Origin of the sequence: Mesorhizobium sp. M1A.F.Ca.IN.020.06.1.1, assembly GCF_004023265.1 — a bacterium.
Classification (GTDB): domain Bacteria; phylum Pseudomonadota; class Alphaproteobacteria; order Rhizobiales; family Rhizobiaceae; genus Mesorhizobium.
In genome coordinates, this window is the sequence record NZ_RZSR01000023.1 from 1 (window position 1) to 15,619 (window position 15,619).

11 protein-coding genes and 1 pseudogene are annotated in these 15,619 nt (G+C 63.1%); 3 read left to right on the forward strand and 9 right to left on the reverse strand.

The genetic code is table 11. The features are described from left to right. Positions 1 to 1,354 (reverse strand): NAD(P)-dependent oxidoreductase (locus EOA60_RS02245; protein ID WP_164899165.1); only part of this gene is annotated, 1,354 nt, incomplete at its 3' end. 110 nt (positions 1,355 to 1,464) lie between these two features. Beyond that, positions 1,465 to 2,191 (reverse strand): annotated as a pseudogene (locus EOA60_RS02250) (gamma-glutamylcyclotransferase). A 278-nt stretch (positions 2,192 to 2,469) separates the two neighbouring features. Here EOA60_RS02250 and EOA60_RS02255 point away from each other — a divergent pair. Next, the gene (locus tag EOA60_RS02255) at positions 2,470 to 3,246 is read left to right on the forward strand and encodes a VOC family protein (protein ID WP_127334902.1); all 777 of its coding nucleotides are present in this window, start codon (positions 2,470 to 2,472) and stop codon (positions 3,244 to 3,246) included. Between the two features lie 124 nt (positions 3,247 to 3,370). Here the strand turns inward: EOA60_RS02255 and EOA60_RS02260 are convergent, their stop codons facing one another. Beyond that, on the reverse strand, positions 3,371 to 4,009 hold the full coding sequence (locus tag EOA60_RS02260) for a hypothetical protein (protein ID WP_348627451.1): 639 nt from the start codon (positions 4,007 to 4,009) through the stop codon (positions 3,371 to 3,373). 48 nt (positions 4,010 to 4,057) lie between these two features. Between EOA60_RS02260 and EOA60_RS02265 the strand changes: the two genes are divergently transcribed. Next, entirely contained in the window at positions 4,058 to 4,450 is a 393-nt protein-coding gene (locus EOA60_RS02265) for a DoxX family protein (protein ID WP_127334901.1), read from the forward strand. Between the two features lie 27 nt (positions 4,451 to 4,477). On the opposite strand, the gene EOA60_RS02270 is transcribed toward EOA60_RS02265, so the two are convergent. Both EOA60_RS02270 and EOA60_RS02275 read right to left on the reverse strand, forming a co-directional pair. Then, on the reverse strand, positions 4,478 to 6,904 hold the full coding sequence (locus EOA60_RS02270; protein ID WP_127334900.1) for an FAD-dependent oxidoreductase: 2,427 nt from the start codon (positions 6,902 to 6,904) through the stop codon (positions 4,478 to 4,480). 215 nt (positions 6,905 to 7,119) lie between these two features. Beyond that, positions 7,120 to 8,658, reverse strand: a complete 1,539-nt coding sequence (locus EOA60_RS02275; RefSeq protein WP_127334899.1) for a trimethylamine methyltransferase family protein — start codon at positions 8,656 to 8,658, stop codon at positions 7,120 to 7,122. Positions 8,659 to 8,869: 211 nt separating this feature from the next. Between EOA60_RS02275 and EOA60_RS02280 the strand changes: the two genes are divergently transcribed. Beyond that, entirely contained in the window at positions 8,870 to 9,460 is a 591-nt protein-coding gene (locus EOA60_RS02280) for a transglycosylase SLT domain-containing protein (protein WP_127334898.1), read from the forward strand. A gap of 20 nt (positions 9,461 to 9,480) precedes the next feature. On the opposite strand, the gene EOA60_RS02285 is transcribed toward EOA60_RS02280, so the two are convergent. From EOA60_RS02285 to EOA60_RS02300, 4 genes are all read right to left on the reverse strand, one after another. Continuing rightward, positions 9,481 to 11,691, reverse strand: a complete 2,211-nt coding sequence (locus EOA60_RS02285; RefSeq protein ID WP_128311041.1) for an ABC transporter ATP-binding protein — start codon at positions 11,689 to 11,691, stop codon at positions 9,481 to 9,483. Between the two features lie 50 nt (positions 11,692 to 11,741). Beyond that, positions 11,742 to 12,899, reverse strand: a complete 1,158-nt coding sequence (locus EOA60_RS02290; protein ID WP_066990564.1) for an ABC transporter permease — start codon at positions 12,897 to 12,899, stop codon at positions 11,742 to 11,744. Between the two features lie 12 nt (positions 12,900 to 12,911). After that, positions 12,912 to 13,946: an ABC transporter permease gene (locus EOA60_RS02295; RefSeq protein WP_095824958.1), complete on the reverse strand. Its 1,035-nt coding sequence runs from the start codon at positions 13,944 to 13,946 to the stop codon at positions 12,912 to 12,914. A gap of 148 nt (positions 13,947 to 14,094) precedes the next feature. Continuing rightward, positions 14,095 to 15,619 (reverse strand): ABC transporter substrate-binding protein (locus EOA60_RS02300; RefSeq protein ID WP_164899166.1); only part of this gene is annotated, 1,525 nt, incomplete at its 5' end.

Genomic DNA, 15,619 nt, shown 5'->3' on the forward strand with positions numbered 1-15,619 from the left:
CGTTAGAGGTCAGTGCCCGGTGGATGGATTCGGCGGCGTCGCGGCCTTGCGCCACGGCCGAGACCGTCAGGTCGTCGCCGCCGAAGATGCAGTCGCCGCCCGCCCAGACTTTCGCCAGCGAGGTGCGGCCCTCGGCATCGACCCTGATGCGGCCGCCATCGAGCTCGATGGAGGCAACGCTGCCGTTGAGATGAGCCGGCACAAAGCTCTGGCCAATCGCCTTGAACACCTGGTCGGCGTTGAGCCTCAGCATTTCGCCGGTACCGGCGAGCTTGTCGCCATTCATGGCTGTGTATTCGAGCTCGATCGCCGACACTTTGCCGTTCTCGGCGATGACGCGCTTCGGCTGCAGCCAGTGGCGGATCGTGACGCCGTTCGCGGCGGCCAGATCCTGCTCGAAGCCGGAGGCATTCATATGCTCCTGGCCGCGCCGGTAGCAGATCGTCACCTCCTCGGCGCCGAGCAGCTTCGACTGCACCGCGGCGTCGATCGCCGTCATGCCGCCGCCGATGACGACGACGCGGCGGCCGACCGGCAGGCTGGAAAGGTCGCTTGCCTGCCTGAGTTCGGCGATGAACTCGACCGCGTTGGCGACGCCATCCGTATCCTCGCCTGCGGCGCGCAGCGCATTGACGCCGCCGAGCCCGAGGCCAAGGAACACCGCATCGTAGTTGCGGATCAGGTCGGAAAGCTGGAAGTCCCGTCCGAGCGCTTTGCCGTTCTGGATGTCGATGCCGCCGATCGCGGTGACGTAGTCGACCTCGGCCTGAGCGAAATCGTCGACGCTCTTGTAAGCCGCGATGCCGTATTCATTGAGGCCGCCAGCCTTCGGCCGCGCTTCGAGGATCGTCACATCGTGGCCGTGGCGGGCCAAGCGATGGGCCGCCGCCAAGCCCGCTGGCCCGGCGCCGACCACGGCGACCGTTTTTCCGGTCGGTTCGGCGCGCTTGTAGAACTGCTTGCCCTCATCCATCGCGACGTCGGTCGCATAGCGCTGCAGGCGGCCGATCTGCACCGGCTTGCCCTCCGCCACCTCACGCACGCAGACCTCTTCGCACAGCGTCTCCGTTGGGCAGACGCGGGCGCACATGCCGCCAAGAATGTTCTGGTCGAAGATGGTCTTGGCCGAGCCCAGCGGATTGCCGGTCGCGATCTGCCGGATGAACATCGGGATATCGATCGAGGTCGGGCATGCATTCATGCACGGCGCATCGTAGCAGAAATAGCAGCGATCGGCCTCAACCAGCGCCTCGTGGTGATCGAGCGGCGGGTGCAGGTCGGAAAAATTATCGGCGTATTGCTCCGCAGACAGCCGGCCGCCGGCTATGCCTTCGATGAAATGACCAGTCGCCATTCCAGTTCCCCTTGTTTGTTTTGAGGAAGGCTAGCACGTTTTATTTTTTTATCAATTGGTCAATTTTCGGCCAAGCTGCTGTATTGCTTGGACAAACATGATAGTCGTACTCATATTATCGCCACGCCGATGTCTGTCGGTTCAGCGCTTTCAATCCTGGAGGGATGGATCGACCTGATCTCGTCTGCCACGAGTTCCTGCAGGCGCAACAGATTGCGGTCATGGATGCCGAATGTTTCGAGGTGGCTGACGGTGTAGTAAAGATATTCGGCGCCGGAACCTACATGGCCGCATGCGTGTGCCAGTGTCTTCGCCACCCTTTCGAGCGGCTGCCTGAGCGACGTGCCCCTACCCGTCACCCCGATCCAGAAGCCCAGCGCTTCGCAGCGATCCTTGCGCCGTGCGTACCGGAACCCACCGGACCGAGCTGACGCTTTCATGATCGTCGATTTCTCGCCGCAGCAATCTCTCGATCTGGGCGGGCTTCTCGCCGTCCGGCAGACGATAGATGACGCCGTCACAACGGCCGCCGCGCTCGAGCATCATCAACCCCGGCTGCGCGGCGCTGCCTCGCCAGCGCACCATGTCGAGGCAGAAGGAGCGATGCCAGCCATAGGCGGAGGCGCGGCGTTGCTCGATGGATTCCAACGCCGGCTTCCAGATCAGCGAGCCATAAGCGAACACCCAGAGCGGCCCCTCGTCGGCCTCGTCTGACAGGCGCGAGGCGAGCGCGCGGAAATCGTCGTCGTTAAGCTGGGTCCAGTCCCCGCTCGGACCAGGGTCGAGCTCCTCGCGATGGCACAAAGCCACTCTCGGGCGTAAGCGACATTCACGCATGGAAGACAGCCCCTCGTTGCCCGCAGCAAAGGCTAAAACCCCGGGCCATGCAAGATCACGGTTCCTAGGCGCTTCGCGCAGAACGGATAGGCCGACGCGCTTCAAGCTCCGATTTTGATGCGTGTCGGCCGCCCAAAACCGCTGCGCATTTTTGAGTGACATGCATGAGCGCCTTGCCGTTCTCGATTTCTGGTCCAGATGTCGGATTTCTGTCGCCGAGATCGTCCTACGATGGATCGGAACCGCGATCGCTGCCTGAACCGGTGAGGAGACCGACCATGCCGAATGCCGCAAAACCCTTCTTCTGGTACGAACTGATGACCACCGACCTCGACGCCGCCGAGGCTTTTTATACTGCTGTCGTCGGCTGGCGGGCCGAGCCCTTCGACAAGGCGCCGGGCATGCCGCGCTATATCGTGATGAATTCCAGCCTGCGCGGCGTCGGCGGTTTGATGACGATGCCAAAGGATGCCGCCATGATGGGCATGCCGCCGGCCTGGCTTGGTTACATCTACACCAAGGACATCGATGCCTCGACGAAGGCGCTCAAGGAGGCCGGCGGTGCCGTTCATCGCGCGCCGGATGATATTCCCGGCGTCGGTCGCTTCGCCGTCGTCGCCGACCCGCAGGGCGCGACCTTCATGTTCCTGCAGCCCAACCAGCCCGAGCAGCCGCCGGTACCCGCTACCACGCCCGGCCATGTCGGCTGGCACGAGCTCTACACCTCGGACTGGAAAGCCGCTTTCGACTTCTATTCCAGCCAGTTCGGCTGGGAGAGCGCCGGTCAGTTCGACATGGGCGAGATGGGCATCTACCAGACCTTCGGCGCCGGCCCCGAATCCGGCGGCGGCATGATGAACAAGCCGCCGCAGATCCCGGTCCCGGTCTGGCAGTTCTATTTCAACGTCGACGCGATCGACGCCGCCGCCAAGCGTGTCACCGACAATGGCGGCAAGGTATTGATGGGGCCGATGGAGGTGCCGAGCGCGCAGTGGATCATCCAATGCCAGGACCCGCAGGGCGCGCATTTCGCGCTGCTGGCGCCTGGGCGGTAGAAACTGCCGCCCCCTTGTGGGGCAGATATCCGGTCCATCCTCCGCAGCCGCGGCGCAGCTGCTGCGGAGGTCGGGCCGGGCAGAGGGGAGCGCTGGCCCGGCGCCGGCGTCGCCCTCTTGGGCGTCACTCCGGCGTCAGCACCGCCACTTTGAGATCGGCCTTCTTGGCGCCGCTGAGCTGCACGGTGGCCGGACCGGCCGACAGCTTGAAGCGCACGCTCTTGCGAATGCCTGGGCAGGTCTTCGCGCGGCTGAAGCCCGCCGACTTCACGGCGCGGCCGTCTTGGACGACATCGATCCAGACCTCATCGGACAGGCTGAACTGGAGCTCACCTTCAGCCGGTACGGTCACGCTTGCCATCGCGCCGAACGTGCCGGCTGCCGGTGCACGTCCCGGCGGAACTTCAAAGCCGATCGTGTCGACCGCTGCAAGCGCGAAATCCGACGCTTGCCCGACTGTCAGGGCCGCGCCGGACTGGGCCGCGGACGCTGACGGAAACAGGGCCTGCTCGCGTGTCACCGGCCATTTGAAGGCATCACAACCGGCATCGGCAGCTATGGCGAAGCTGGTGCCTGCAAGGAGTGCGAAGAAGCTGATGGCGAATTTTTTCATGGCGAATGGATTCCCCGGACAGTTGGTGTATCCGGCATCAATACAACTTATAAGAGATGATTGCAACCATGGCGAGAATGGGCCAGAAGAGATGAAACCATGCCCACTCACCGATTTTTGATGGCAGGCCACGGGAAGTGAATAGTCCATTTCCGGGCAATAATTTATGGCGCTCCGGAAGGGCAAGATGGAGTTTAGATGAAGCTTTTTGAAGGTCTCTCCCGCTATCAGCCGCAGGCGCTGGGCGTGCTTCGCATCATGACCGCCTTGCAGTTCACCGAGCACGGCACCCAGAAGCTGTTCAATTTCCCCGCCGGCGCCCATGCCGGGGCGCTGACGGGGCTCGCGCTGACCTCGGCAATCCTCGAATTCGCCGGCGGCGCCCTGCTGGCGCTGGGGCTGTTGACCCGCCCCGTGGCCTTTCTGCTCTGCGGCGAGATGGCCATCGCCTATTTCATGGCGCATTTCCCGCGCGACTTCTTCCCCGTCAACAATGGCGGCGACGCGGCGATCTCGTTCTGTTTCATTTTCCTCTATCTGGTCTTTGCCGGTCCCGGCGCTTTCGCGCTCGACAACCGCCGCGGCGCCTGATGCCCTGTGCGGACGCGCGCCTGTTTTTCAGGCGCGCATCCGCTCGAAATTGGCATCGAACAGCGGCGCGGACTGAATGCGTGCCGCATGCCGCTTGCCGAGGATCTCGATCTCGAAGCCGTCCGGCCTGTCGGCGATCTCCTTCGGCACATAGCCCATGGCGACCGACGTCTTCGAATTGTGCGCATAGCCGCCGGACGTGACCCAGCCGCGCACGACGCCGTCATGCCAGATCGCCTCGTCACCGATGACATCGGCATCAGTGGTCTCGACGATGAAGGCGCGCAGCCGGAGCTTGCCGCCCTGCTTGCGCTCGGCAAGTGCTGCTTCCTTGCCGATGAAGTCGGCCTCCTTGCCATAGGCGACGAAACGGTCGAGCCCGGCCTCGACCGGTCCGTAGATCGGCCGGTATTCGCGCGCCCATGAGCCGTAATTCTTTTCGAGCCTGAGCGCATTGAGCGCGCGTGAGCCGAACAGGCCGATGCCGAATTCCTCGCCCGCTTTGACCAGCGCCTGGTAGGCGGCGCGCTGATATTCCGGCGCCACCCAGATCTCATAGCCGAGATCGCCGGTGTAGCTGACGCGGCCGACAAGACACGGCGCCATGCCGATATCCATCCTGGCGACGGCCATGAATGGGAACGCCGCGCTGGAGACGTCGGCGCGGGTGACCTTGGCCAGCACCGCCCTCGCCTTCGGCCCGGCGATGGCAAGGCCGGTGAGCTTCTGCCCCAGCAATTTTATCTCCACCGAGCCGTCCTTCGGAAGATGCGCTTCGAACCAGCGCATATGGTACTGCTCGGCGACGCCGGAGCCGGCGATGAACCAGTCGCTGTCGTCGATGTTGGCGAGCGTGAAATCGCCGATCAGCTTGCCGTCTTCCTTCAGCATCGGCGCCAGCGTCATGCGGCCGGGCTTGGGCAGCCTGCAGGCAAGCAGACGGTCGAGCCAGGCTGCCGCCCCCTCGCCCGTCACCTTGTACTTGGCGAAGCTCGAGATCTCCGAGAGGCCGACGCCGTTGCGGACGGCGGCCACTTCGCTGCCGACATGGTCGAAATCGGTCGACCTCCGCCACGAGAACTCGTCCTTGACGCCTTCGGGCGTATACCAGAGCGGCACTTCCAGCCCAAAGGCGACGCCCCATTGCGCGCCTTTGGCCGACAATGTGTCGTAAAGGGGCGTTGTCTTCAGCGGCCGTCCGGCCGGCAGTTCCTCGTTCGGGAAGCGGATCGAGAAGCGGCGCGAGTAATTCTCGCGCACCTTGGCGTTGGTGTAGGTCATCGTCGCCCAGTCGCCGTAGCGCGCCACGTCCATCGCCCAGATATCGGCGCCGGGATCACCCTCGATCATCCAGTTTGAGAGCGCCAGGCCAACACCGCCGCCTTGAGAAAAACCCGCCATGACGCCGCAGGCGACCCAGAAGCCCGGCAGGCCGCGCACCGGACCGACCAGCGGATTGCCATCCGGCGCAAAGGTGAAGGGGCCATTGATGATCTGCTTGATCCCGGTTTTCTGAAAGGCCGGGAAGTGACGGAAGCCGACTTCGAGCGAGGGCGCGATACGGTCGATATCCGGCTCCAACAGCTCGTGGCCGAAATTCCAGGGTGTGGAGAATTCGGACCAGACCTTGTTGGCTTTCTCGTAGGTGCCCATCAGCATGCCGCCGCGCTCCTGGCGCAGATAGATCTCGCCGTCGAAGTCGACCGCATGGATGATTTCCGTGCCGGTCTTCTTGTTCCAGTCGGCGACCTCCGGCATGTCCTCGGTGATCAGATACATGTGCTCCATGGCGAGCACCGGCAGTTCGAGCCCGACCATGCGGCCGACCTCGCGCGCCCAAAGCCCGCCGGCGTTGACGACCTGCTCGGTGATCACATCGCCCCTGTTGGTGATGACGCGCCACAGCCCGTCGGGCCGGCGCACGATGTCCTCGACCTTGGTGAAGCGCTCCACTTCCGCGCCCAGCTTCCGCGCCGCCTTGGCGTAAGCGTGGGTGACGCCGGAGGGATCGAGATGGCCGTCCTCCTTGTTGCGCACGGCGCCGACGAATTGCTTCGGATCGATGAGCGGCATCAACTCGGCCGCTTCCTTCGCCGAGATCACCTCGAGGTCGATGCCGAGATAGCGGCCCTTGGAGACGACGCCGCGCAGCCAGTCGAGCCGCGCCTCGGTTGCTGCCAAGAGCACGCCGCCGGTCAGATGCACCCCCGTCGCCTGGCCGGAAAGCTCCTCGATCTCCTTGTAGAGGGAGATCGTGTATTTCTGCAGCTTGGCGACGTTGGGATCGCCGTTGATGGTGTGCATGCCGCCGGCCGCATGCCAGGTCGAGCCCGAGGTCAGCTCGTCGCGCTCCAGAAGCACCACGTCCGTCCAGCCGTGGCGGGCAAGATGGAACAGCACGGAACATCCTACGACACCTCCGCCGATGACCACGACCTTTGCATGCGACTTCATGGGTTCTTCTCGTTACTTCGGGGAATTGGATGATTGAGTGGATTCAGGATGAGAGGCATGTCTCTCCTCAAACGTCGGCGCTGTCCCTCACCCTTAACCTCTCCCCGTGAAAAACGGGGAGAGGGCCAGCGCTGTAGCGCTTCCCTTCTCCCCGTCCTTCACGGGGAGAAGGTGCCGGAAGGCGGATGAGGGGCGGCGCCAGCGTTCCAAAACCGTCACGGCTCGCCCTGCCCGATCGCTTCCTTGCGGCGCGCCATATAGGCTTCAAGCGCCTCGCGCACGGCTGGGTCCATTGTCGGCTGAACGTACTCTTCCAGCGCCTTCTTCCAGAGCCGGGTCGCGCGCGCCGTGGCATCGAGCGCGCCGGCCTCCTGCCAGGCCTCGTAGTTCTGCCAGTTGGAGAGCATCGGCTGATAGAAGGCGGTGGCATAGCGTTCAAGCGTATGCGGCTCGCCGAAGAAGTGGCCGCCGGTGGGCACGGCGCCCAATGCGTCGACCGCCAATTCGCCTTCGTCGACCACGATCGGCCGCAGGAATTCCATCATGTGCTGCATCATCTCGACATCGATGATGAGTTTTTCGAATGAGGCCGTCAGTCCGCCCTCCTGCCAGCCGGCGGCATGATAGACGAGGTTGCCGTGGCCAAGCACGGCGCCCCACAGCGCCATCAGCGTCTCGTAGGCGCCTTGCGCATCGGCGGCATTGGACGCCGAGCCCGGCGTCGTGCGGTACGGCAGATTGTAGCGCCGCGCCAATTGCCCGGAGGCGATGTTGGCCTTGGTGTTCTCCGGCGTGCCGAAGGCCGGCGCGCCGGACTTCATGTCGACATTGGAAGTGAAGGCGCCATACATCACCGGCGCGCCGGGCCGCACCAACTGGGTCAGCACGATGCCGAACAGTGCCTCGGCATTTTGCTGCGCCAGCGCGCCGGCAAGCGTCACCGGGCTCATCGCGCCCATCAGCGTGAACGGCGTCACCGCCACCGACTGGCCGAACTCGGCCATGGTCATCAGCCCTTCGGCCATCATCTCGTCGAAGCGGCGCGGCGAGTTGACGGAAATGATGGTGGTGACGCCGGGGTCCTGGCCGACCTGGTCTAGAGTCAAGCCACGCGCGATCGCCATCATCTCGATGCCGTCCAGGGCCCTGCCCCGGCCGATCGCCGAGACATGGAAGCATTTGTCGGTCAGCGTCAGATTGGCGAAGTAGGTGTCGAGGTGCCGCGAATTCGCCGGCAGCTCGATCGGCGCGCAGACCTGGTTCCCCAGCATGTGGATGCAGTTGAAATGCTGCGCCAGCCGGACGAGATCGCAATAGTCGGCGAGATTGCCGGCGCGGCGGCCGCGCTCCATGTCGTGCACATTGGGCGGCCCGGCCACCAGCGTGAAGTTGATCGTGTTGCCGCCGAGATAAACGGCGTGAGCCGGGTTGCGTGGCGTAAGTGTGTAGCTGGCCTGTGTCGTCTTCAGCGCTTCGTCGACCATGCCCCGATCGAGGCGCACATTCATCGAGCTGTGATCGACCTTGGCGCCGGCGCGTTCGAACAGCGCGAGCGCTCGCGGGCTCATCACCTCGATGCCGAAACTTTCGAGAATATGCATCGAGGCCTGGTGAATGGACTCGATCTGGTCGGCCGAAAGCACCGCCATCGGCGGGTAAGGGTTGACCACGCGCCGTGGCGGCAGCTGCGGAATGGGGGCGGGCCCGCGGTTGCTGGTCCGTTCGGCGCCGCGTTTTCGTCTTGGTTCGGTCATGCGTCTATCAGAGCGCCGACGTCAGGCGCGAGCTGTCAGGAATTCGCCATTTGCCGGCGTGATTTTAGCCAAGGCGGCATTTTTTCGTTCTGATGAAGACAAATGCGACGAGTGACGTCGAAATATCGATAGAGCCCAGATCGAGGAGCCTCGGTCGGCGTTAAGGAAGCTCGAAAGATTCCTTTTATGATTTCGCCCTATTCGTCTTCCGATGCCTAGCTCGAGTTTTAGTAAAATTGTCGTTGTCTCTGTGCTGCTGGCGCTTTCGGCCTGCGCGACGGCGCCCAGCCACATCAACAATGTCTGCGCCGTCTTCGACCAGAATGACGGTTGGTTCGACAACTGGCAGTCCGCCGCCGAGCGCACCGAACAAAAATACGGCATTCCCGTTCCGGTGCTGATGGCGACGGTGCGCAAGGAATCCGGCTTCAAGAGCAACGCCCGGCCGCCGCGCACCAAGCTGCTCGGCTTCATTCCCTGGAAACATGTCTCCACCGCCGCGGGCTATTCGCAGGCGCTGGACGGCACCTGGTCGCAATATCAGATGGAGACCGGCAACTGGGCGGCGCGCCGCAGCCGTTTCGCCGACGCCATCGACTTCGTCGGCTGGTATCATTCCAAGACCGTCGACACTTTCGGCGTCGCCCGCAACGACACCTACAGTCTCTATCTCGCCTACTATCTCGGCTGGTCGGCCTACGGACGCGGCAATCGCGGCGATGCCGGCGTGCAGAACTACGCGCGCGCCACGGACCAAATGGCCCGCGACTACGCCGCCCAGTTGCGGCAATGTGGGAACTGAGGCCGGGACCCGGCGAAGTTTTAGTTCGGCTTCGGCCTCTTGCCCCTCGGGCGCTTGGGCGGGGTGCCGGCAAAGCCCGGCCCAGTGCCGCGCGGCGCGTCGTCCGGCACGCCTTCATGTGCCGCATGCTCCTTGTCGAACTTGATGACCGGCTCCATCTTCGCCAAGACATCGTCCGACAGCCAGCACAGGCTCATATGGCCGTTGCCGAGATTCTTCACCGGCGGCACCGTCGTCTCGCACAGATTGTCCGGCACCAGCTTCTTATAGCCGCAGCGCGTCTGGAAGGGGCAGCCGGTCGGCGGATTCATCGCCGATGGGATATCGCCTTCGAGCACGATGTGCTTCTTGACCACGCTGGTGTCGGCGATCGGGATCGCCGAGAGCAGCGCCTCGGTGTAGGGATGGTAGGGCGGCGAGAATATCTGGTCCGTCGTGCCCTGCTCGACGATATAGCCGAGATACATGACGACGACACGGTCGGCGATGTAGCGCACCACGGACAGGTCGTGGCTGATGAACAGCATCGTCGTCTTGTTCTTGCGCTGGATGTCCATCAAGAGCTCGGTCACCGCCGCCTGCACCGAGACGTCGAGCGCCGAGACCGGCTCGTCGGCCACCACCACCTTGGCGTCGCCAGCGAAGGCGCGGGCCACGCCGATGCGCTGCTTCTGGCCGCCTGAGAGCTGGCGCGGCTTGCGGGTCTCGAAGGCCCGCGGCAGCTTCACCAGGTCGAGCAGCTCCAGCATGCGCTTGCGCCGCTCGGCGACGGTCTTGCCGACATTGAACTTCTCCAGCGTGCGGATGATCTGCGAGCCGACCGTATGGCTGGGGTTCAGCGTGTCGAACGGGTTCTGGAAAACCATCTGGATCGACGACACCGTTTCGACATTGCGGCTCTCGATGCCGGTCGACTGGATCTCCTTGTTGCCCAGCGTCACGGTGCCCGAGCTTGCGGTCTCAAGCCCCAGAAGCACCTTGGCGAGCGTCGATTTCCCGCAGCCGGACTCGCCGACGATCGCGACCGTTTCGGACTCGCGCGCGGTGAACGAAATCGTCTCGTTGGCCTTGACGACGCGGCCTTCGCTCGAGCCGAACACCTCGCTGCCGCCGACCTTGTAGTACTTCTTGAGATTGTCGATCTTGAGCACCGGCGCGCCGGGCTCGACCTTTTCGTTGACCTTCTTGGCGCCGGGCGGCAGCGCTTCCCAGTCGATCTCGTTGAAACGCACGCAGCGCGAGAAATGGCCCTCATGCCCCTCGACGGCAACCATCGGAATTTCGGCGGCGTTGCAGACGCCCTCGACGAAATGGTGACAGCGGGGTCCGAAATTGCATCCCTTCGGCCGCTCATGCGGCAGCGGCAATTGGCCGGGAATGGAGATCAGCGGCCGCGAATTCTTGTCGGCGCCGGGCAGCGGAATCGAGCGGAACAGCCCTTGCGTATAGGGGTGGCGCATCCGGTCGAACACGTCCTCGATCTTGCCAGTCTCGACGGCCTCGCCGGAATACATCACCGTGATCTTGTCGCAGGTCTCGAGAATGAGGCCGAGATTGTGCGACACGAAGATCATCGAGGTGCCGAACTTCTGGCCCAGTCCCTTGACCAGTTCGACGATGCCGGCCTCGACGGTGACGTCGAGCGCCGTCGTCGGCTCGTCGAGGAGCAGCAGCGCCGGTTTCGACAGCAGCGCCATGGCGATGACGATGCGCTGCTGCTGGCCGCCCGAAAGCTGGTGGGGATAGGAGCGCATCATGCGCTCCGGATCGGGCAGCTTGACCGCGCGCACCATCTCCAGTGCACGGTTATGGGCCTCTTCCTTCGAGACCTTGTCGTGGATCAGCGGCACTTCCATCAATTGCTGGCCGACCTTCATCGCCGGATTGAGGCTCGCCATCGGCTCCTGATAGATCATGGCGATCTTGTTGCCACGGATGGCCCGAAGCTCCTCGTCGGACATCTCGCCCATGTCCCTGCCCTGGAACTTGATGCGGCCGCCGACGATCTTTCCGATGTTTGAGAGGTCGCGCATGATGCCGAGCGACACGGTCGACTTGCCGCAGCCGGATTCGCCGACGATGCCCATCGCCTCGCCGGGCATGACCGTGCAGGAACAGTCCATCACCGCCGGGATCTCGCCCTTGCGGGTGAAGAAGGAGATCGAGAGGTTCTCGATCTCGATGATCGGCCCATTGGTCGTCTTGGCTGGATCTCGAACTGCCTCGTTCATGGGTCGCTCCAATCCTTGCTTCCTGGAAGATGGGGCCCGAAGCCCCGCCATCAATCCTTCATCGACTGTTCGCGCAGCGAATCCGCCAAAAGGTTCAGGCCCAGCACGAACGACATCAGCGCGATCGTCGGCGGCAGCGCCGGGTGGATGAAGGAGCGCAAGAGCCGGCTGGCATCCTTGATCGCGGTGCCCCAGTCGGGACTCTCGGGCGCCAGCCCCAGGCCGAAATAACCCAGCGTGCCGAGCAGGATCGTCGTATAGCCGATGCGCAGGCAGGCATCGACGATCAGCGGTCCGCGTGCATTGGGCAGGATTTCCCACAGCATGATGTACCAGGGCGATTCACCGCGTGTCTGCGCCGCCGCCACGTAGTCGCGCGTCTTGATATCCATGGTCAGCCCGCGCACGATGCGGAACACGCCGGGGCTGGAAGCGAACACCACCGCCACGAAAATGTTGAGCTGGTTGGGATCGATGTGGACGATCCTCAGCGGATCCTTGTCGAAGACGAGGCCCGTATAGATCCAGCCCCCGATGACGAGCGTCAGGCCGAGCAGGATATAGAGCCGGTCCGGTCGGTTCTTGTAGCGGGTCCAGAACAGCACGCAGAAGAAGATGATCGGGAACAGGAAGAACAGCCCCGCCAGGGCGTACGGGATAGGCGTATCCATGATGCCTGGCGTCACCAGCAGGTAGAACAAAAGGATCACCGGGAAGGCCAGCACCAGATTGGCGAGGAACGACAGCACCGTGTCGATCTTGCCGCCGTAGTAACCGGCCGGCAGGCCGAGCGTGATGCCGACCATCAGCGCAAAACCGGTCGCCGCCGGCGCGATGATCAGCACGATCTGGCTGCCATAGACCATGCGCGAGAACACGTCGCGGGCGAGCTTATCGCCGCCGAAATAGTAGACGAGCTTCGATGTCGGCTCGATCGCGCCGGGCAGCGTATCCTTCATGATCGACACCTGCGCCAGCGGATCGAAAGGCGAGATGGTCGAGGCGAAGATCGCCGTGAACAGCCAGAACAGGCAGATGCCGACGCCGGCAATGCCGACGCCGCTGTCAAAGAGCTGGCCGTAGAGCCCGAGCTTCTTCTTGTAGGTAAAGCTAACGCCCATCACCAGGACAAGCGCGACCCATACCGGCCAGAAGCGCCAAAGCACGCCGAGCACGACATCGAAGGCACCGATATATTCGATCTGCATCCGCCCTGCCCCCTATTGAACTCTGATGCGCGGATTGAGAAACGCGTAGCCGACATCCGAGATGAGTTGGGTGATCAGCACGATGAATACCGAGACCAGCGAGCAGCCGAGCAGAAGGTCGATGTCGTTGTTGCCGGCGGCCTCGACCAGCGTGTAGCCGAAACCCTGGTAGCGGAACATCACCTCGACGATGACGACGCCGGTGAGCAGCCACGGGAACTGCAGCATGATGACGGTGAAAGGCGCGATCAGCGCGTTGCGTAGCGCGTGCTTGATCACCACACTGCCGAAGGAGAGGCCCTTGAGGCGGGCCGTGCGGATATACTGCTGCGTCATCACCTCGACCATCGAGGCCCGTGTCATGCGCGCGATATAGCCGGTGCCGTAGATCGCCAGAGTGATCACCGGCAGGGTGAAATTGTAGAAGGTGATGCCCTGGCTGGCGGATGCCGCCGAGCCGTTCAGCCAGCCCAACCACGAGGCGAAGATGACGGTGAAGATGACGCCCGACACATATTCGGGCGTCGCCGTCGAGGCGATGGAGGCCACCGACAGGGTCCGGTCCGTTCGCGAGCCTTCGCGCATGCCGGCAAGGATGCCGATGAGCAGCGAGATCGGCACCATCACCGCAAGCACCCAGAACATCAATATGCCGGTGGCGCCGAGTGCCGGAAACAGCTTGGCGGCGACCGTCGTCTTGAACTTGGTCGAACAGCCGAAATCGCCCTGCAGCACGCCGGAGAATTTCGGCTCGACCGGATCGTTGCAGAAGGAGAAGCGCTGCGTCACCTTGCCGGTGGCCGGATCGGTGATCGGCTGCTTGGGCAGGACGCCCAGCCATTGGCCGTAGCGCGCAAAGAAGTTCTGCCGGTAGCCGTGATTGACCAGCCAGCTTTCGAGCTGTTCGGCCGACGTGTGCATCTCGGTCTGGCTGATCGCCAGCTTCTTCAAGTTGGGCTCGAGATTGACGAGAAAGAAGACGACCAGCGTCAGGCATAGCATCGTGAGCACAATTGTGCCGATGCGTCTGGCAATGAATGAGAACATGCGCGCTCCCCGCCGGCCGGGTTGGGGTCAGATAGGTTCAACCCTGTGTCGGATACCTTGTGAGGCTCCGCCACCGTTGCACAATACGCAACGGCGACGAAGCTGCAAATACGAGGGGCTGACGCCCCTCATATTTATCGCAAAAGGATCACGCCTGTTCGAGCCAGACCTTGCCGAAGTCGTGCTCATAGGTCGGGTGCATCGAGTGGTTCTTCACCTCGGGCTTGATGTTGATGTAGAGCTTGCGCCAGTAGGGCTGGATGATGATTCCGGAATCCTGCAGGGTCTGCTCGATGTCCTTCATCACAACCTTGCGCTTCTCCGCATCGGCGATGCCGAGCGCCTCGTTGACCTTCTTGTCGAAGTCGGGATTGGCGTAGGCCGTCTCGTTCCACGCTTCGCCGGAGCGATAGGCGATGGAGATGACCTGGATGCCCAGCGGGCGCATGTTCCAGTTGGTTTGCGAGAACGGATACTTCGTCCAGTCGTTCCAGAAGGTCGAGCTCGGCAGCACGGTGCGCTTCACCTTGATGCCCGCTTCGCGCAGCTGGGCCGCGATCGCGTCCGTGGTGTTCTTGTGATAGTCTTCGTCGTTGCTGATCAGTTCGTGCTCGAAATCGATCACGCCGGCTTCCGTCAGCATCTGCTTGGCCTTGGCGATGTCGCGCTTGACCTCGGGCAGCTTGACATATTCCGGATGGATCGGCGCGACATGGTGGTTTTCAGCCGGGGTGCCGGCATTGCCGTAGCCGAGCTGCAGCACCGTGGCGTTGTCGACCGCAAGCAACATCGCCTGACGAACCTTCTGGTTGTCATACGGCTTGTGGGTGATGTTGAAGCGCGACACCACGGTGGCGGCCGTGACGACCTCCGAAACCGGCGCGCCGACATCAGCGATGATCTTGATGTAGTCGGCGGTCGTTTCGTGGTTGGTCTGGACTTCGCCGGATTCGAAAGCCGAAACCGTCGCCGCCGGATCGGTGCCGTAATCGATGAACTCGACACCATCGAGGAAAGCTTCGCCCTGCCACCACTTGCCGGTCTCGCGGCGCTTGTAGACCACCTTCTGGCCGACATCGTAGGAGACAAGCTCGAACGGGCCGGTGCCGATCGGGCAATTCTTGAAGTTGGCGCCCTTCTCATCGAAGGTCTTATGCACGACCAGTGCCGGATAATCGCACATGTTCGGGATGATGGCGATGTCGGGCTTGCTCAGCTTGAGCTTGACCGTCATGTCGTCGACCTTGACCACGGAGCCTTCGCGCAGCTTCTTGGTGCCGTCGTCGACCAGGCTGCCGAGGCGGCCAGGCATCGAGTTGCCTTCCGCTGCCTTGTCGGCCCAGCGGGTGAAATTGTAGATCACGTCGTCGGCGGTGAACTTGTCGCCGTTATTCCATTCGACGCCTGGCCGCACATGCAGCGTGTATTCGGTGGCGTCGTCGTTGATATCCCAGCTTGCCAGCAGGTAAGGCGCGAAGGTGTACTCCTTCGTGTACTTCACCAGCGGCTCGAGCGCCTGGCGCTCGGCGTTCGCAATTTCCGACCAGTCGGCGGTGCGTGGATCCTTGGGATCCTTGATCGACATGGCGACCTTCAGCACGCCGCCCTTCTTGCCCTGCACGTCCTCGGCCTTGGCTGGCGTCGGCGCGGCGAGACCGAGCATGCCGTAAGCC